Origin of the sequence: Paenibacillus sp. EZ-K15, assembly GCF_002573715.1 — a bacterium.
In the GTDB taxonomy this organism is placed as follows: Bacteria; Bacillota; Bacilli; order Paenibacillales; family Paenibacillaceae; genus Paenibacillus_AQ.
On the sequence record NZ_PDHM01000005.1, the window covers coordinates 47,805 to 66,420 of the forward strand.

Annotated in this window: 16 protein-coding genes; 12 read left to right on the plus strand and 4 right to left on the minus strand. The window is 50.3% G+C overall.

Features of this window, described 5'->3' with window-relative positions:
• Window positions 1-153: 153 nt before the first annotated feature.
• Together vgb(C) and CRG97_RS33160 are read right to left on the minus strand one after the other, a co-directional pair.
• A complete protein-coding gene (gene vgb(C), locus CRG97_RS02515; RefSeq protein WP_098741611.1) occupies window positions 154-1,044 on the minus strand; it encodes a streptogramin B lyase Vgb(C) in 891 nt (296 codons plus the stop codon).
• A gap of 471 nt (window positions 1,045-1,515) precedes the next feature.
• The gene (locus CRG97_RS33160; RefSeq protein WP_202618856.1) at window positions 1,516-1,686 is read right to left on the minus strand and encodes a hypothetical protein; all 171 of its coding nucleotides are present in this window, start codon (window positions 1,684-1,686) and stop codon (window positions 1,516-1,518) included.
• 293 nt (window positions 1,687-1,979) lie between these two features.
• Between CRG97_RS33160 and CRG97_RS02520 the strand changes: the two genes are divergently transcribed.
• The 10 genes from CRG97_RS02520 to CRG97_RS02565 all read left to right on the plus strand — a co-directional run bounded on the left by CRG97_RS02520 (window position 1,980) and on the right by CRG97_RS02565 (window position 14,344).
• The gene (locus CRG97_RS02520) at window positions 1,980-3,059 is read left to right on the plus strand and encodes a copper amine oxidase N-terminal domain-containing protein (protein ID WP_098741612.1); all 1,080 of its coding nucleotides are present in this window, start codon (window positions 1,980-1,982) and stop codon (window positions 3,057-3,059) included.
• 406 nt (window positions 3,060-3,465) lie between these two features.
• The gene (locus CRG97_RS02525) at window positions 3,466-5,286 is read left to right on the plus strand and encodes a cache domain-containing sensor histidine kinase (protein WP_098741613.1); all 1,821 of its coding nucleotides are present in this window, start codon (window positions 3,466-3,468) and stop codon (window positions 5,284-5,286) included.
• Window positions 5,267-6,838: a helix-turn-helix domain-containing protein gene (locus CRG97_RS02530; protein WP_098741614.1), complete on the plus strand. Its 1,572-nt coding sequence runs from the start codon at window positions 5,267-5,269 to the stop codon at window positions 6,836-6,838. The genes CRG97_RS02525 and CRG97_RS02530 overlap by 20 nt, the downstream gene beginning before the upstream one ends.
• A 97-nt stretch (window positions 6,839-6,935) precedes the next feature.
• The gene (locus tag CRG97_RS02535) at window positions 6,936-8,261 is read left to right on the plus strand and encodes an extracellular solute-binding protein (protein WP_098741615.1); all 1,326 of its coding nucleotides are present in this window, start codon (window positions 6,936-6,938) and stop codon (window positions 8,259-8,261) included.
• A 45-nt stretch (window positions 8,262-8,306) separates the two neighbouring features.
• The gene (locus CRG97_RS02540) at window positions 8,307-9,182 is read left to right on the plus strand and encodes a carbohydrate ABC transporter permease (RefSeq protein ID WP_098741616.1); all 876 of its coding nucleotides are present in this window, start codon (window positions 8,307-8,309) and stop codon (window positions 9,180-9,182) included.
• Window positions 9,183-9,200: 18 nt separating this feature from the next.
• Window positions 9,201-10,070: a carbohydrate ABC transporter permease gene (locus CRG97_RS02545; RefSeq protein WP_098741617.1), complete on the plus strand. Its 870-nt coding sequence runs from the start codon at window positions 9,201-9,203 to the stop codon at window positions 10,068-10,070.
• Window positions 10,071-10,327: 257 nt separating this feature from the next.
• Complete coding sequence (locus tag CRG97_RS02550; protein WP_098741618.1) at window positions 10,328-11,395, plus strand: bifunctional transcriptional activator/DNA repair enzyme AdaA; 1,068 nt, start codon at window positions 10,328-10,330, stop codon at window positions 11,393-11,395.
• Window positions 11,396-11,534: 139 nt separating this feature from the next.
• Window positions 11,535-12,410 (plus strand): arylamine N-acetyltransferase, encoded by an 876-nt coding sequence (locus tag CRG97_RS02555; protein WP_161952908.1) that lies wholly within the window; start codon window positions 11,535-11,537, stop codon window positions 12,408-12,410.
• 193 nt (window positions 12,411-12,603) lie between these two features.
• Window positions 12,604-13,854: an MFS transporter gene (locus tag CRG97_RS02560; protein WP_098741620.1), complete on the plus strand. Its 1,251-nt coding sequence runs from the start codon at window positions 12,604-12,606 to the stop codon at window positions 13,852-13,854.
• Between the two features lie 37 nt (window positions 13,855-13,891).
• Window positions 13,892-14,344, plus strand: a complete 453-nt coding sequence (locus CRG97_RS02565; protein ID WP_237566265.1) for a hypothetical protein — start codon at window positions 13,892-13,894, stop codon at window positions 14,342-14,344.
• Between the two features lie 127 nt (window positions 14,345-14,471).
• On the opposite strand, the gene CRG97_RS02570 is transcribed toward CRG97_RS02565, so the two are convergent.
• The gene (locus tag CRG97_RS02570) at window positions 14,472-15,299 is read right to left on the minus strand and encodes a helix-turn-helix domain-containing protein (RefSeq protein ID WP_098741798.1); all 828 of its coding nucleotides are present in this window, start codon (window positions 15,297-15,299) and stop codon (window positions 14,472-14,474) included.
• 139 nt (window positions 15,300-15,438) lie between these two features.
• Between CRG97_RS02570 and CRG97_RS02575 the strand changes: the two genes are divergently transcribed.
• Window positions 15,439-16,212, plus strand: coding sequence for a sugar phosphate isomerase/epimerase family protein (locus CRG97_RS02575; protein ID WP_098741622.1), 774 nt, complete (start codon window positions 15,439-15,441; stop codon window positions 16,210-16,212).
• A 25-nt stretch (window positions 16,213-16,237) separates the two neighbouring features.
• Window positions 16,238-17,257 (plus strand): Gfo/Idh/MocA family protein, encoded by a 1,020-nt coding sequence (locus CRG97_RS02580; protein WP_098741623.1) that lies wholly within the window; start codon window positions 16,238-16,240, stop codon window positions 17,255-17,257.
• A 69-nt stretch (window positions 17,258-17,326) separates the two neighbouring features.
• On the opposite strand, the gene CRG97_RS02585 is transcribed toward CRG97_RS02580, so the two are convergent.
• Entirely contained in the window at window positions 17,327-18,616 is a 1,290-nt protein-coding gene (locus CRG97_RS02585; RefSeq protein ID WP_098741624.1) for a Gfo/Idh/MocA family protein, read from the minus strand.

Genomic DNA, 18,616 nt, shown 5'->3' on the forward strand with positions numbered 1-18,616 from the left:
TCTCCTAAGAGAAATAATTCTAAGTATCCATTTAATCTATCATATTCGCATAGATGAAGAAACAAGCCGGGGCAGCTTTGCATTGGAAAAGCCCGGCAACAGGCTGCTGAACGGGCTTTTTTATGGGTGGAGCAATATGTTGGCATCCTAAGCCTAATATTGAATCGTAAACCGGCCGATCTGATCGCATTCCTCGGCGAACCAGACCTCGCCGCCGGAATCCACGGTAATGCCATGTGGTTCTGCGGAGGGGGTAGGGATCGGGTACTCGGTAATGTCCCCGTTACAGGTAATTCGTCCGATTTGATTGGCTCCCCATTCGGTAAACCATAGATCTTCGCAAACCCCCGCCGTGATGGCATGGGGTCTGGCATTCCCGGACGGGATCTTAAATTCGGTGAATTCCCCGGCCGTTGTGATCCGACCGATTTGATTGCCGTTGATTTGAACAAACCATAGGGCGCTATCGGCACCTGCCGTGATGCCGACCGGGCCGGATTGCTCTGTTGGAATGCGGAACTCGGTAATCTCTCCGTCCACCGTAATCCGTCCGATGCAGTTGTTCTGGTTTTCCGTAAACCACAACGCGCCGTCCGGACCGGCTGTAATATAGGAAGGGTACGCCCCTTCGCATGGTAAGTCATATTCCGCGATAACGCCTGCCGGCGTTATATTTCCGATTCGGTTGCCGGTTAGCTCGGTGAACCATATGCCTCCATCCGGACCTTCCGTCAGGCCGTAAGGAGACGAGTTGGCTTCAGGTATTTCGAATTCCGTAAATGTTCCTTCCACTGTCATTCTTCCGATTTTATTCGCTTTGTACTCCGTGAACCAGAGGTCACCGGTATGGGTAGATAGGATGGACATGACCCCGGCATCCGGAGTCGGCACTTCGAACGTGCGCATATCCCCATTCTTGGTGAGCCGTCCGATCCGGTTTCCTTTTTGTTCCGTGAACCATATGGTCCCATCTTGTCCTGTCGTAATACCATAAGGTCCCGACTCCCGATTAGCTGTCTTGTACTCCTGCGTTATGATCTGCATGCAAACATGCCTCCCTGTATAGAAAGTTGTTAGGAATGCTTTAAGACGGATTCTTCATTTGTCTAAGCGTATCCAAGTCACCGCTCACGATCGCACCCATAAGTCAGTTGATTAACTCGATATCAGCGTCCCACCAACGGATCTCCACCAGCTCCTGATCATGCCAGGATCATAGCGTTTACGAATGCTGCATAAAAAGCCTCCCACTCCGAGATTTCGGAATAGGAGGCTGAATACGGACAAAAGAAGATACCGGCTTCATGAATAAAGAAGCTTCAAGCATCTACCCGTCACATATAAAAAAAGCCGCACGAATCCTATCCCGAAAAACCTCATATCGAAGTATTTTTCCAATGTTTGGGACAGGATTAGTAGATCATTGGCTTTTGGTTCACCCTTTCATTTCTGGTTGCCTAGACTTTACCACAGGAGATTCAGTAGTTTCAATCCTAAATGATCTGAAGTTTACCTTCACAACCGCCGGTTTCTTTTCTCATCGATGTAAAGCTCGACAGCTGTTATGGCGCGAATCAAAAATTTAATAAGCAGATACAATGCATACAAACCAAGCAGCTTAAAAAGTCCGTTTATGATTAATATCAACATCGGCCATAAACTAAACATGGAACTCCCCATACTCATGCAGCCCACCTCCCTTCAACATTTTCCGTACATGACCGTCCTGGCACGGGCATCATAATCGTTTCGAACAAATTGTTTCCCATAATATAACAATCATATCTGATTCTAACATATCAGAAGGATCGGGCTCATGATTTTTTGACATAGAATGGGGCGAATGCTTGGAGGCTCGGCGGGAAGGGGACGCCAGATAAAGTATTTTCATTATTTGTTGATATGGACTAACCAATCCCGGTCACGATGCGTTAAAGTTTATAAGGATTCATATTTTCAGCTAAGGAGATTTAAAGAACATGACAACCCAGAAATGGACAAAACTGGCGGCAAGCGGCGCTATAGCGGCCACAATGCTGTTAAGCTCGATGGTACAGGCTCAGGCTGAGGCTGGGCACAAGAAGGAATTGGGATTAAATGTTAATCATTATGTTGTCACGACGGACGTTAAACCTGTCATCGTGAATGGTACGGCGCTCGTCCCTTTGAACACGGTGAGGGAATATTTGAAGCCTATGCACCTCCGCTGGAATAACAGGAACAAAACACTAACCGTCAACACAGGCACCGATCAAGTCACCCTAAAAATGGGGAGCAAGGAAGCCAAGGGAAAGGGGAAGATCTACACCTTGTCTGTTCCCGCTCAGCTAAAGGATGGGCGCGTCATGGTTCCCGCTCGATGGATGGCGGAGCTGTATGGTGCACAGGTAAGCTTGGATACGAAGGCCGGGATGGTCTACATCTATACACCGGAGGTTGACGTGTCGACGGCTGAGGAGAACCGGGATGTGAAGCTGTATCCGGTAAGCGCAACGAAATACGGCAGATATGAAGGTATGGTGGTCGAGGTCAAAGGCAGGAAACAGGTCTTTAAGGACTGGAACGGCGGAGATGGTATGCGCAAACCCGTCATTCAATATCAGGATGTTACAGGCGATGGCAAGCCGGAAGTTGTGGTGTTCTATGTGAACGGGACCGGCACGGGTCTTTACATGGGGGAGATGCATGTAGTCGACGCCGAGACTCTGAAGGAAATTCCTATCGAATCATTGGAACAGGCGGTATTGAGCCATGTGCAATCCAACATTGAGAAGTATGCAGACCACTTTGTGATCAAGCTTTTGATCGACGGGAAGGAGTATGTCGAAAGGATCGAGGATGATTCCAAGGATAAAAGCTACCTATATGATGAGGTTGGCTTCGGGGCCGTCGTCAGACACAAACTAGCGGAAGGCGAGCTTGTTACGGAAGCTGCAGGAAGCATCAGCCCTGCCGGTTTCGCTGGCGATCTCCAAATAACATACCGATTTCAAGAAGAGTTGAACCGGTTGGTGGTGGATGGCATTGAATATCGTAGTCTGGAAGAATGGGGGAAGTAACGGTTTATTGATGTGAAACTTTAGATCTACATATAAACGCATATCTGATAAGACGTTATGAACATGGACCAGAAGCATAAATCTTGATAGAATGATGTGCTTCGCTTATCAAAAGGGTGCTACGGCGCCCTTTTTGTGCTTTTTAATATCCAGCCCATCCCATTTATTCCCTCCATACTTCCAAAAAGGAACCAGAGAGAATGGCGCATATAGAACCTATGAAAGAAGATTTCATCCTCTTTCATAGGTCTTTATTACCATTTACTTGAGTCTTAAGATTCCTCTAAGATAGTTAATAAACCTGACACATTTTTGCTAGGGAAAGAGAGTTGTTTCGAAGTAAACGCATTCAATGTCAAGTAATATAACAAGTCCATACCATGGGGGCTTTGAACGAGGTGTTTTTATGCAGCAATGGCTTGGGAAATCGCTAAAGCATAAATTGTCGTTACTTATTATTATCGCTACGCTGGTGCCGCTGCTGTTTCTCGGAATTTTCTCTTTTAACATAGCCAAGAGTCTGACGGAGGAGAAGGCCAAGATTACAGGAATGAATACGCTTCGGCAACTGGAAGCTTACTTGGATACGATGGTCAAAGACGTGGAGAATATCTCGCTTTTTCTCATCGGGCATATCGGTGTTCAAGCCTATCTGAAGACCGAGCAGAGCAACTATGTCCAGCAGACAACGGTTATTAATTTTTTGACGAATCTGGCCTTTTCCAAAGATTATATTGCCAACATCATTGTCGAACCGCTCGGCAGCAAAGATGCGATCTCGCACAAATCCTTGGTACGCTCCGAGTTCCGGAATATTACCGAAGTGGTCCCCGACTATTACGAGCAACATCCCAAATGGTGGTCCTTTGTTCATCGCCAGTGGACCTTTGAAGGCGTTAGGAAAGTCATTACGTTGGCCAGGCCGATCCGGAGCACGGATAAATATAAGCCGATCGGGAATCTGCAGATCAACCTGGACCAGGGCGTCATTGCCAATCAATTCCGGCAGGCCGTCCTGGAGAAGACCGGGTTTGTCCTTCTTCTTGACGAGAATAATCGGATTATCGCCGGTCCGCCGGATATGGAGACCAATCTCACGCTTGCAGACTATTATCCTTCGATTGGAGAGTTTGAGGGGCTCAGCGGAAATATAGACTATGGCGAGGGGAGCAACAAGAAGACCATTCTCTATAAGAAAATGTCCAGCGTGAACTGGAAACTGGTCGGCATCATTCCCTCACAGGAATACCGTTCCCAGAACCAGTATTTCATCAAATTGACGGCGGTTGCCGTCACCGTGGCCATTCTGCTTGCCATAATACTGGTTCTTTTCCTGATCCAGAAAATTACGAATCCGCTGTCCGTCCTAACGAGGTTTCTCAAGAACTCAAGCCCGGAGGAGCCGCTGCCTGCGCTCCCGGTTAAGACGGTCGATGAGGTCGGGCAGCTCATTATCAGTTACAACCGGCTCAGCTCCCGAATTGTGAAGCTTACCGATGAAGTGAAATTGAATGAGTCGCTGAAGAAGGAGGCGGATATGCATGCACTGCAGGTGCAGATTAATCCGCATTTCCTCTACAATACGCTGTCATCCATCCATTGGCTGGCACTGATGAACCAGGATGTGAAAATCGCCGAGATGGTGGGATCGCTCAGCGATTTCCTGAGGTTCAGCCTCAATAACGGGCAGGAATATTGTACGATTCAGCAGGAAATTATGCATGTCCGTCATTACGTGAATATCCAAACCATCCGCTATCCGGAAAAGTTCAACTTTGAGGTTCATGTGGAGGAAGAGCTGTATCAGCACACCATGTTAAAGCTGCTGCTGCAGCCGTTGGTTGAAAACTCCATGCTGCATGGTATTTTGAGCCGTGACGGGATGGGGACGATTACAATTCGCGGACACCGTGAACATGAAGGAATCCACTTCGTGGTGGAGGATGATGGCATCGGAATGACGACGGAGCGCCTGAAGTGGCTTCAGGATCAGCTGGTTGAGAATCCGCTGCAGTACGAGAAGGGGCAGACCCCGCGCGGAAGTTTCGGGCTGCGAAATGTCCATAAACGTCTGCTCCTTCATTACGGCAAGGATGCGGGCTTGCGTGTGGAGAGTACGGAAGGAGTCGGAACACGGGTGATGTTTACGATACCTGATTTACCTGAAATTCAACAATCTGAATTATCCAGCAAAGGGGATGGCGACATTGAAGGTACTGATCGTTGATGATGAAGTGATCATTCGAAATGGTCTGAGTACAGTGATCAATTGGGCCGATAACGGCTTTACGGTGCTGACGCCCGCGGCTTCAGCGGAGGAAGCCCTTCAGCGTATTCCTGTTGAAATGCCCGAAATTATTTTTACCGATATTCGCATGACAGGCTTGAGCGGACTGGATATGGCACATGAAGTCAAGCAGCAGTATCCCGAGATCGAAATCATTGTTATATCGGGATATGATGAATTTTCATATGCGCAGCAGGCGATGCGGGAAGGCGTAAGTGACTATTTGCTGAAGACGAGCAGGCCCGGGGAAATTATCGAGGCTGCTGTCCAAGCCAGGGAACGGCTGTTGCAGCGCAGGCTTACACAAGCGAAGGGAAGGGCGCAGGAGTTGGTAGTCAGCCGGGGTTTCCTGAGAAGGCTGCTTGCTTCCGGCACTCCGCTGGACGAGCATGCCGAGGCCGAATTGTGTGAGCGATACCCGGAGCTGCGTTTGGAATCGAATGGCTCGGTGCTGCAGATCTGGATGCTGTCGGTATATCCGCTGCATCCAGAAGAAGAGGAACAAGCGAACGTTAGCGAGCTGCATCGATTAATCGGCACGGAGTTGGCCGAAGTGCTGCAATGTGCGTGGCTGGAGTGGAACGGCTCCCTGCTTCTGTTGGTGCGGGCAGAGCCGAATAATGGCTGGGGGCGGGTGGATTCCGCTCTGCGGAAGATGGAATCCACGCACGCCTGCCGCATCACGGCTGCCAGCGGCCGACGGGTCGCAAACGCCAGGGAGCTGCACATTGCGCTGGCTACCGCGGTAGAGGCCAGCTCCTACGAGTGGCTGCTGCAATCGGAACGGCATATCCGCTATGAAGATATCGAAGGACGTACAGGCATCCGCACGGTCTGTTCGATGGAAGAAGAAACCAAGCTGTCATCCCTGCTGCGTTCGGGAGAATCCGCCGACTTGCAGGCATGGGTGACGGATTTGCTGCGGCGCATCCAAAGTCAGGGCCAGGCAACGCCCGGCTCGGTTCAGGCTTACCTGCATTCCCTGATCGTCTCGGCACAGCGCTGGCTTATACGGGCTGCGACGTCTATCGGCTATACCAGTCCGGTGAAAGTGGAAGAGACGTACGATATCCGCGAGTTGACCAAGAATCCGGAGAAGGTGCTGGTCGATTCGCTCGGGCTCATCATGAAGGAGTACCGTGATATGGTGTCGACGACAAGTCCCGTCCAGCGAGCGATCTCCTTTATTCATGAGCATCTGGGACAGAGCTTGTCTCTCCAACAAGTGGCCAAGCATGTTCATATGAACCCCAACTATTTCAGCGAGATGTTTAAGAAGGAAACCGGGCAGAATTATATCGAATTCGTGACCCAGGCGAAACTGCGAAAGGCGATGCACCTGCTAAGGGAAACGCCAGCCAAAATCAGTGAAATCGCGAATGAAATCGGCTATGAGGATATTAAGTATTTTAACCGCCTGTTCAAGAAATGGACGGGACAAACCCCGTCGGAGTATCGGGCAAATCCTGAATTTTGTCCCTCTATCGACTGAATTATATCCCCTATGTAAGCGTTATATCCTTTTATATACTTGGACTAATCATCTAAGACGTTTCATCATTTTCGTATATTAAAAAGGGGGATTGACCATGAGACCAAAACGTAAAATAGGTCTTGTACTGCTGATGATGTCACTGGTCCTTGCAGCTTGCGGAGGCGGGCAGAGCAAAGAGCAGGCGGGAGGAAATGAGGGCAACCAAGAGAAGGTCAAGCTGACAATCTGGCATAACTTTGCCGGTGATGACCTGCGTGCAAAATCAGTTCGAAGCTTTATCGATCAGTTTGCTCAGGACCATCCTGAAGTTACGCTCGATGCACAAGCGATTCCGCCGGACGGTTACCGTCAACGTCTGAGTACGGTTGCGGCTGCGAATGAAATGCCGGATGTATTCTTCGTATATGCAGGAAGCCAGTCGGCCGAGCTTCATCAGGCGAAACTGCTTCAGCCGATTACAGAGGTGCTCGATGCGCATTCGGATTGGAAGGATAAATTCCTACCGGGAGCGTTTGATCCGTACGAGTTCGAAGACGGCCAGATCTACTCCGCTCCACTAGGCATGTCCGCAACTTCGATTCTCTACTACAACAAAGCATTGTTTGACAAACATAACGTAAAAGTTCCAACGACTTGGGAAGAAATGATGGCGGCGGTTAAAACGTTCAACGATAACGGCATTACGCCGATCGCGCTCGGAAACAAAGCGCCATGGGTTGCGCAATCCACCATTATCGGATCGATTGCCGACCGTGTGACAGGCACCGAATGGTTCAAGAAAGCGGCAGCACAGGATGGCGCGAAATTTACCGATCCTGAGTTTATCGAAGCGCTTGGATATTTCAAAGAGCTGGTAGATAACAAAGCCTTCCAGGAAGGCGCGAACAGCATCGACAACACGCAAGCCGAGCAGTATTTCATCCAAGGAAATGCAGCGATGATGATCAGCGGTGCATGGACACTCACGAACCTGGCGGCTTCTTCTTCGGAGGAGCAAATGAAGGATATTGAAGTCACGACATTGCCTTCGATCCCGGGCGGTAAAGGTGAGGCTAACACGATCTCCGGCGGAGCTGGCGGCGGTCTGGCCCTTAGCAGCAGAACGGAAGGGAAAGCGAAAGAATTGGCGCTGGAACTGATTTATGCGGTCAGCGGACCGGAAGCGCAAAAAGCGATTGCCGAGAGCAACTCTATGGTAATGTACGATACCGAAATCGATCAGGCCAAAGTTACTTCCTTGTACTACAAAGCCTTTAACCTGGTGAAATCCACAAGCATTACGCCGGTATACGATGCTTATCTGTCTGCTGAGGCGGCTGAAGTCATCAACAACGGTCTGCAGGAAATTATGATGGGCGGTCCCGTCGAAGGTGTGGCCCAGAAGCTACAGGATGCGCAAGCCAGATCCGCTACTCCATAAGAAACCATTCATCACTGCATAAGGATTAGGAGGGAGGAGGCTGCCATGCCTACAGCGATGAGAAGCAAAGGATTTATAGCCATAGCTCTTCTTCCAGCGCTTCTGTTGTTTCTAATATTTGTCATTATTCCGGTCTTCTGGTCAGCTTACTACGGATTTTTCAGTTGGAAAGGGTTCGGAGACGCCACCTTTATCGGCCTTGATAATTATAAAGAGATGTTCAAGGATCCGATCTTCTGGCGGGCGCTTCGAAACAACCTGATTCTGGTCGTATCATCCATTATCGGTCAGGTTCCAATCGCGTTGATTCTGGCTATTGTATTGTTCAAGAATTCGTTCTTCTCCAGGTTCATTCGGTCTGCCGTATTCATGCCGATGGTTCTCTCCACGGTTGTTGTCGGTCTCATCTGGGGTTACATTTACCATCCTCAGTTCGGGATCGCCAACTATGTGCTGGAGATGCTCGGTCTGGACTCATGGACCCGTCCCTGGCTGTCCGATCCAAAAGTGAACATGCTGGCGATATCGATCCCGATTAACTGGGCGAACGTCGGCCCTTATCTGGTCATCTTTATCGCAGCACTGCAAAATATTTCACCGGAGATCCATGATGCGGCCAAAATCGATGGGTCCACCGGCTGGAACAAGCTGATGCAAATCACGCTGCCGATGATCTGGAGCACGGTTGTCGTAACCATTGTGCTCTGCATCTCGGGAAGCCTGAAAGCTTTTGACCATGTCATCGTCATGACGGGTGGCGGACCTGCGCAATCGACCGAGCTGCTTGCCACTTATATGTACAACAGCACGTTCAGTGTGTACCGTTACGGTTACGGCTCCGCCGTCTCCACGATGATTATGATCGTCAGCGCCATTCTTATCGCGCTTAACTATTTCGCAACGCGCAGAAAGTCAAGCTAACATGAAGGAGGGAGCGATGTGAATTTACAGACGACCGGGACCGGAAGTGCCTCAGGGAAACGCGTCATCACGAAGGGGTTAACCGGGTTCGTAAAATTGCTGCTGATTGTGTATGCGATTCTTACGCTCTATCCCTTGTACTGGCTTTTTACGAGCGCGTTTAAATCGAATCAGGATTTCTTCACCAACCCTTACGGCTTGCCGAAGGAGTGGATGACCGAGAATTTATTCCGGGCATGGGAGCTTGGAAATATGGGCAGAGCGATGCTGAATTCAACGGTTGTGACGATTACAGCTGTCGTTCTGACCATCCTGCTCAGTGTACTTGCGGCATATGTATTGTCCAGATTCCAGTTTCGGTTCAAAAAGCTGGTGGTCGTGTTGTTTACGACCGGGCTGCTGATTCCGATTCATAGTACGCTGGTGCCCCTATTTATTATGATGAAAAATATCGGCCTGCTCGACACGTACGGTGCGCTCATTCTTCCTTATACGGCATTTGAGCTGCCGATCGCGATATTCTTGGCGATGGCCTACATGTCATCCATTCCAAGAGAGATTGAAGAAGCGGCCATGATTGACGGCAGCGGCTGGTGGGGAATCTTCGCCAGAATGATTCTTCCGCTCTGTACGCCCATCGTAGCAACGATATCGATTCTGGCATTCCTCCGATTCTGGAATGACTTCTCCTTCGCACTCGTATTTATCAATACGCAAGCGCTGAAGACGCTGCCGCTCAGTCTGTCCTTGTTCTCGGACGGCTTCGGCACGGATTACAGCTTGACGATGGGAGCGATGGCGATCGCAGTCATTCCAACGATCGTGGCCTACCTGATCTTGCAGGAGCAGATCATGAAGGGTATGGTGGCAGGGTCCATCAAAGGTTAAATCTTTAGTCTTAAGGAATTTCAATATTCTTAAAAGAAAGGCCTCTTCCGGTCCGCGGAAGGGGTTTTTCGTATGATTAGGTCAACCAGGATCATCGGGTTGGCGCGTCTCCCTCGAAAATATTCATGCACGATTTTCGGCTACGTCTTGCCGGCATATCCAATATAATAGGAACACCAGGACAAAGAGAGCATGATAGGATGGCTTGCAAGCGATAGCAACAGAGTAAGTACATTAGTTCGAGGGAGGAACCCCAAGTGATATCGGCTGCGAATCAACAGGAGTATTACCAGGCATTGCTGGAAAAGAAATCGGAGTACGAGGGCGTGTTTTATGTGGGCGTGAAGACCACGGGGGTGTTCTGCCGCCCGACATGTCCGGCCCGAAAACCGAAGATGGAAAATTGCGAATTTTACGAGACGGCTCAAGAAGCGCTGCTTGCTTCCTTCAGGCCCTGTAAACGATGCCGTCCGCTATCACACCCCAATCAGGTGTCCAACCTGGTCCGGCTGCTCGTCGAGGCGGTGGAAGAAAATCCGGAGAAAAGGTGGACCAACCAGGATTTTCAGAAGCTGTCCGTGGATGCTTCGACGGCGAGACGCCAATTCAAAAAGCGGTTTGGGATGACCTTCGTCGAATATGCACGGGCACGGCGGATGGGACTTGCCCTGAAGCAAATCCGGGATGGGCATGCCGTCATTGATGCGCAGCTGTCGACCGGCTACGAGTCCAGCAGCGGATTCAGGGACGCCTTTTCGCGGATTATGGGCGCTGCGCCTAGCCGATCGGGGCATAACAAGATCTTAAAAGCATCGTGGCTCGACACGCGTCTCGGACCGATGATGGCCATCGCAGATGAGGAGGCGCTGTATTTACTCGAATTTGTAGACCGTCGGGGCTTGGAGCGTGAGGTTGAGCGTCTTCGGCAGAGAACCAAGTCGGCAATCGTTCCGGGTTACACAGCTCCGATTCGTTCGATCGAGCTTGAGCTCGGCGCGTATTTTGATGGGGAACTAACGGAATTTAAGACGCCTTTGTTTCTATTAGGATCGCCATTTCAAAAAGAAGTATGGGACAAGTTACTGCAGATTCCACCCGGACAAACGTCTTCGTATGGCGAGATCGCGACAACAATGGGAAGGCCCACCGCTTATCGTGCCGTTGCCCAAGCGAATGGCGCCAACCAGCTCGCGATTGTCATTCCATGCCATCGGGTGATCAATACGAGCGGCGAATTGGGCGGATACGGCGGAGGATTGTCGCGCAAGCAGTGGCTCTTAAATCACGAGAAATCCATGAGTACCGCAAGAATACATGAATGTTAGACTTTAGTCGTAAAAGACGGTCTTACCTATAGGTAAGACCATTTTTGTATAGATCAAACCGTCGTTCGTACGAGGTATTCAGATGCCAAATCTTTAAAATAGAGAATATATTAACATCTGATAAGGGAGTGTGAACCTCGTGACGGAGCAAGAGCGATTACCTGAATGGGCCACCGATTATTTGCAATATATTCAAGTTCCAGTAAAGGAACCTTCATTGGAATATTTGACTGAAATTTGCACCGCGCATCATCAGCGGATTCCTTTCGAGAACATGACCACGTTGCTGCAGTATCAAGAGTATCATCAAAAAGGCAGGCTGGAGCAGGATGAGCAGAGGTTTGTAAATCAGCTTTGGCAGCTGAATGCGGGAGGTACTTGTTATATGATCAACAGTAGTCTTCATCAGCTGTTGAACCGGCTTGGTTTCCAAACCCGTTATACGTTGCTGGGCGGAGGGCATGTTGGATTGCTTGTTCGTCTGCCCAACGAAAACGAAGAAGTGTACGTGGATTGTGGAAACTCCGCACCTTTTTTCGAACCCGTTCGTTTGGAGACCGATCCCGATCATGTTTCCCGATATGCTGGGATTGAAGTCAGATTGCGCCCAGGGGATGAACCCGGAACGTATACGTACTATCGGTATGCGGATGGTCGGCTGCTGACAGAATTGGTTTGGTCATTCGATACGAGGGAAACGTATCAATTCGATGATTTCCAACCGGCCATTGCAACCTATTTTAAACCGAATGATCTCTTCACCTCTTCATTACGCTGTCAGCTGTGGCAATTGGATCAGCAGCGCTCGCTGTCCCTGGTCGACAATGTGCTGAGTATCCGGCATGCAAACGGGAAGGTGGAAAAGCGTATTTTATCCGATCTCAGCGAGTTGCGAGAGGTCATCGATCAGGAGTTTCATCTTCCCAAGCTGCCTGTTGAAGATGCCGTGAAGGTTCTTCAGGAACTCGGATATGATATTTTTAAGGGAAGCGTTATAACGAATTCCTTGGAGTAGATCGTTAGAAACATACACATTCATTCTGTCGATAAGTCGCCCCCTGGTTTGATCGTGGAACGATTGGAATGAGTACGACTCTATCTGTTACAGATATGCTACAATCTAACTAGTTATAGCGCTCGTGACTTCATTCAGCAGTGACTGATATACAATTAACCCGAAAAATACGGCGCTCAGATGGAGGTTAGAGATGAATCTCACCAACAATAAGAGTTACGTATTTTTCTGGTTAGCCTCCACCATTTCATATTTTGGCACGTATATAACCACACTTGCTCTCCAAGTGCTGGTGGTGGTTAACCTGGAAGGCAGTACCGTTGATGTGGGCTGGATCAATTCCTCGAGGTGGCTACCCTATGTGCTGCTGGGATTGGTGGCGGGAGTGATTATTGATCGCGTCAGTCGTCGGAACATCCTGGTACTGACCGATTTGGGACGGGGGATCTTGCTCGTAGCGATTTGCCTACTGGCATTGTTCGATGGAATCAATGTGGGCATTCTGATGATTATCATGATGCTATTCGGGGCGATGTCGTTATTCAATGATGCTGCATCTCAATCCATTGTGCCCCAGCTCGTGCCGAGAAGGTTTTTAATGACCGCTTATGCACGGCTGGAGCAAAGCGCAGCCGTTGCGGGAACCAGCGGCCCCGCAGCTGCCGGTTTATTAGTCTCCATCGTTACGGCTCCGTTTGCAGTCTTGGTTAGCGCAGCTTCGTATCTGTTTTCAGGGCTGGTTATGGCTTTCATTAAACATCAGCCCGTACAGGAAAAAGCCTCGAATGAACGCATGGTTGAATTGATAAAGGGAGGATTGCGCTGGGTCTACCGGCATCCTTTTCTTAGTACGCTGGCACTCAATACCCATGTGTGGTTTCTATTTAACAGTATGCTGGGTACGGTGCTGGTAACTTACGCTCTCACCGAATTGGGATTTAATGCGTCAACCCTGGGACTGGTCATGACATCAGCCGGGATTGGCGCTGTTATAGGCACGACGTTATCTACCCGGGTCAGCAAGCGATTTGGAATTGGACGCAGCATCGCGTTTGCCAGGCTTTTGTATGCACCTGCGGTCCTGTTCATGGTTCTGGCACCTTCCACTGATGACGGTAATCTGTCGATTCTGACCTTCCTCTTGATCGGATTTGGGCAACTGCTCTATGGTTTTGCATTAGGTATTGAGGGTCCGATTGAGATGGGTTATCGGCAGACGATCACACCTGCACACTTGCATGGGCGTATGAATGCCACCATGAGGTCTATCAACCGCAGTATGATCGTTATTGGTGCGCCTCTGGGTGGTTTAATCGCTGATGTATTTGGATTTCGGACTGCCTTAGGCGCTGTTATCACCGGACTGGCTGTAGTCGGAGTTTGGTTCGTATTCTCACCGATGCGGGCTGCCCAGATGGATGATACGACGGATGTGAATCATTAGATCGATCGTTCAGGTACGAAAGAGAGGGAAAGACGACATGATGGTTTCGATTCTAGCCTTGGCAGCAGCCGTTTCCGGGGGCGTTGTCGCCTCCGGGGCGGGCGTGGCTATTCTGGTCGGGTTTGTATTCTTTCTAATCGGCTTTACCGGAAAGAAGGGGAGACGGCCGAATTACCTGACCCCGGATGGGATCAAGGTCATCGGCACGCTCTTGGTCATGGCCGTGTTCATGGCGTTGGCCTATGCCTGTACCTTGACCAGCGGCTCCCTGATCCGTTTTAACGGGATGGACCCTGCCTTCCAATACGAGCAAGGACAGAAGCTGCTGTTTATCGGATTGGCCTCCGCTGTATGGTTTGTCGCCAGCTTCCTGTGGCTGCTCCCGTACATAGTTGAGATCAAGCCGCGGGAGTGGAATCGCAATCATCTGGTATGTGTAGGCGTCTATTTCGCCCTAGTCTTTGCTGCTGCCGGGGCCGCGATGATATGAATGGATGTGGCCGGAAAAAGCATTCTGGAGAATATATCGAGTTATTAATGTGCAAGCAGCCAAGCTCCTGCCTTTATGGATGAGCATGGGCTGCTTTTTTAATACTTCATTATATAGTAGAAAAAATTCAGCGGGGGCCTTTCGCTTGTTCCGGCCTGGCCGGTACCGTTGCCGTTGCCCGGAACTTGACCGGAGACACGCCGTAGTTGGCCCGGAATACCCGGTGAAAATAGGAATAGCTTGCAAAACCGCAGGTTTCCGCGATTTCCTCCAGCGTCATGGTGCTGTATTTGATGCGCTCGACGGCTGCATTCAGCCTGATCTCCAGGGCGTACTGGATCATGGTTTTTCCGTAATACTCCTTAAACAGTTTAACCGCCCGGGATAAGCTGAGCCCGACATGGGAAGCAGCTTCCTCCAGCTTGAAGGTGATGGTGGCATGTTCTTCCACGAATCGCTTCAGCCGCAGGGCAGTGAAGGCAAGACGATCGGTCGGCTTGATCTCGGTAATGGCCCGATCTAGGCACAGGCAGAGACTCCGCAGCAGGTAATCGGTCAGCTCCCCGATTTCCCCCTCAAGTCCGCGCCGCTTCTCCAGCAGCATCTGTCTCCACAGGCCCAGCAAATGATCGTCGAGCCCGACATGGCTGACGACAGGGCGGGGGATGCGGTTCCACCAATCATCAATCCAGGAGCCGTCGCAAAATATAAAATAATCCCCGCTGGACACGCGGCCATCCTCGCTGTCTTCCTTCACCCGCAGCTCGTATTCATCGCCGGGCTTCAGCAGCAGCAGGTCGCCTGCCTGCACGTGGTGCTCAATGCCGTTGCAGTAGATTTCGCAGGAGCCTTCGGTTTGGAGACGGAACAGATAGGTCGTCAAGCCGCCCCGATGGCTGTTGCTGAACTGCTGAAAGTGATAGGAATAGTCGCAGATGAGCAGCCTTGCTTCCATCATGGTAACAACCCCCAGTAAAAATGTAAGCAGATAGTTCATGTTGCAGCAATATTGTTTATGTTCATTTTAGCCTATTTGCATGTATGATAGTAGCAGATAGAGCAGTAACTCATTTTTGGAATCGAGGTGCGCTATAATGAGAAGAATGAACATTGGTTTGCAAATGTATACGCTGCGCGATGAGACAGCACAGGATTTCCGCGGTACGCTTCGCAAAGTGGCTGAATTAGGTTATGAAGGCGTGGAATTCGCAGGGTATGGAGACATTCCAGCCGAGGAAATGAAAACGCTTCTTCAAGAACTTGGCCTGAAAGCGATCGGCAGTCATGTAGGCCTGCACCTTCTTCGTGCAGATCTGCAGAAGGAAATTGATTACCTGAAAACCATTGGCGCTAAATATATGATGTGTCCATATGTGGCCGAAGAAGATCGTAAAGATGCCGACGATTGGAAGAACCTCTTCTCCTTCCTGGAGGAAGTAGGGGCTGAAGCACGCAAGCAGGGACTGATCTTTGGTTACCATAACCATGCATTCGAATTCGAAGCCGAGGTCGATGGCCAGTTCGTATTTGATGCGATGTATTCCGCAACGACGCCGGAAGCCGTGCAAGTGGAAATGGACGTATGCTGGGTACAATTTGCCGGACAAGATCCGCTTGCTTACATTCCAAAATATGCAGGCCGTCTTCCGCTGCTTCACCTGAAGGATTTCAGCAAGGATACAGAAGGCAACATGAAAACACTGGAGCTGAGCCAAGGCTCGGTTAACCTGCCGGGCGTCATTCAGGCTGCATCCGATGCAGGCACGGAATGGTTGATCGTCGAGCAGGACGTATGTCAGAATCCGCCGCTGCAAAGCGTCGAGAACAGCATGAACTGGCTGAAGCAGAACTACCTGAACCAATTTTAATCTATTTGCACAAAGGAGACTTTCAATGAGTAAAATTAAAGTGGCTGTGTTTGGCTGCGGCGCAATCGCCCAGCGCAGACATATTCCTGAATACGCGAACAATGCTAACGTGGAGCTGGTTGCTTTTGCCGATCCGGTAAAGGAACGCGCCGAAGAGATGGCAGCCCAGTATGGCGGTAAAGCTTATACAGACTATCAAGAACTGCTGAAGAACGAGAAGCTCGATGCCGTTAGCGTATGTACGCCGAACTATCTGCATGCTCCAATGAGCATCGCGGCTGCGAATGCCGGTCTTCATGTGCTGGTGGAGAAGCCGATGGCAACAACGGCTGAAGAAGGAGAGCAAATGATCGAGGCAGCCCGCAAAAATGGGGTTTACCTGATGGTAGGCCACAACCAGCGTCTCATGCCTCCGCACGTGAAAGCGAAGGAAATCCTGGATTCCGGCAAGCTCGGCAAGGTGCTTACCTTCCGTACTTCCTTCGGCCACGGCGGTCCGGAGAGCTGGAGCCTCGATGGTCGCGACAGCTGGTTCTTCCGCAAAGAAGAAGCGATTATGGGCGCTATGGGTGACCTCGGCGTGCATAAATCCGACTTTATCCGTTATTTGCTGAACGATGAAATCGTGGAAGTGGCGGGTTTCATCGGAACGGTTCATAAAGACGGAACCGATGTAGACGACAATGCGACTTGCATCGTTCGCATGAAGAGCGGAGCCGTGGGCACGCTGATGGCGAGCTGGACGCATTACAGATCCGGCGATAACGGAACGGTATTGTGGTGCGAGAACGGCGCCATGAAGATCGGTACTGTTAACGGCGATGAGGTGGTTGTTGAGCTGACCGACGGTACGGTGGAAACCTACAAGGTTGGCGTCATGGCAACCAATGAGAAGCAGGTTCCGAGCGGCGTCATCGACGCTTTTGTCGAATCCATTCTTACGAACACGCCTCCTAGCATTTCCGGTGAGGAAGGACTGCGTTCCTTAAACGTGATCCTGGGTGCATTCGAATCCCAAGAGACGGGTAAAATTGTGAAGCTGTAATAGATATACAGAGGAGAGCCGTCTGCGGACGGCTCTTTTTCTGTTGTGTGTGGAGCACCCTTGTACGGCTTAAAAACGAACCAGATTGTTGATTCGGACAGGCATGCCGGTTGCGATGGCACGGTTGGCCGCAATTCCTGTCAGTATGGATCTCGCTCCATCGATATGGTTGGCCGCACGGGCGTACGGATCTTCCACGGGCTCTCCGAACAAATCATTCAGAAGAACCGGGTCACCTCCACCATGCCCGCCTTTTTTCTCTTCGACTTGAACCTCATAAGGGGCATCGAACATTGGAAGCACCCGCAGCGTTTTTCCGATTAACGCGCCTTCCTGATTCTTGTCGCCCAGCGAATTCACGTAGGATTGTTCAACAATGTTCATCTCGATCCGGCCTTTGGTGCCGTTAATGGCGATGCGATAGCCTTCCCACGGCTGATAGGCCACCAGCGAATACGTTAAAATGGCTTTGTTCTGATATCGTACGAGAACGCCCATCGTATCCTCAATATTAATGCCGTCGCCGAAAACGCTCTGGTCCCGATGATAGCCATCTTCCGGCTCAGCATCCAGATACATGGCTTTGAGATGCGCATCGGAATCCAGATGGAGCGCGAAAGGATCCTCTTTCGCAACCTTGTTGCCGGTGGCACGATTGTAAAATTGCGTTACGCCCCGTGCTTCGGCATTCTCTCTACCATAGTACATGAGATCTCCAAATGCGAAAACGGTTTCAGGATGCGAGCCGATCCAGAAATTGACTAAGTCGAAGTGATGGGTGGATTTATGGACGAGCAGTCCGCCGCTGTTCCGCTTGTCCCGGTGCCAACGCCGGAAGTAATCCGCTCCGTGGCGGGTATTCAGCAGCCATTCGAAGTGAACTGAGGTCACCTGGCCGATGGTATCATTCATGATTAACTCCCGTACCTTGGTATGATGGGGAGCGTAACGGTAGTTAAAGGTGACCCTGATATTTTGTCCGGTCCGCTTGGCGGCATCCAAGATGGCTTGGCATTTCTCCTCGTCGATCGTCATTGGCTTCTCGGTCACGACATCGCATCCAAGCTCCATCGCGCGGATAATGTACTTGTGATGGGTCCGGTCGATGCTCGTGACAATGACGAAGTCGGGCTTCTCGTTCTCGATCATCTGGTCGAATTGGTCCGCGGTGTATGTAGGTACCTCGGTGTATTTATATTTTTCCCGCAGCAGCTGATTCGCGTAATTCATGCGAGTCTGGTTGATATCGCAAAAGGCAGCAAGCTCGGATCTGTCACGGAAATTCTGGGCCAGGGCGCCATAAAAAAATTCGGCTCGGCCGCCGGTTCCGACCAATACATAGCGTTTCTTGTCACTCAT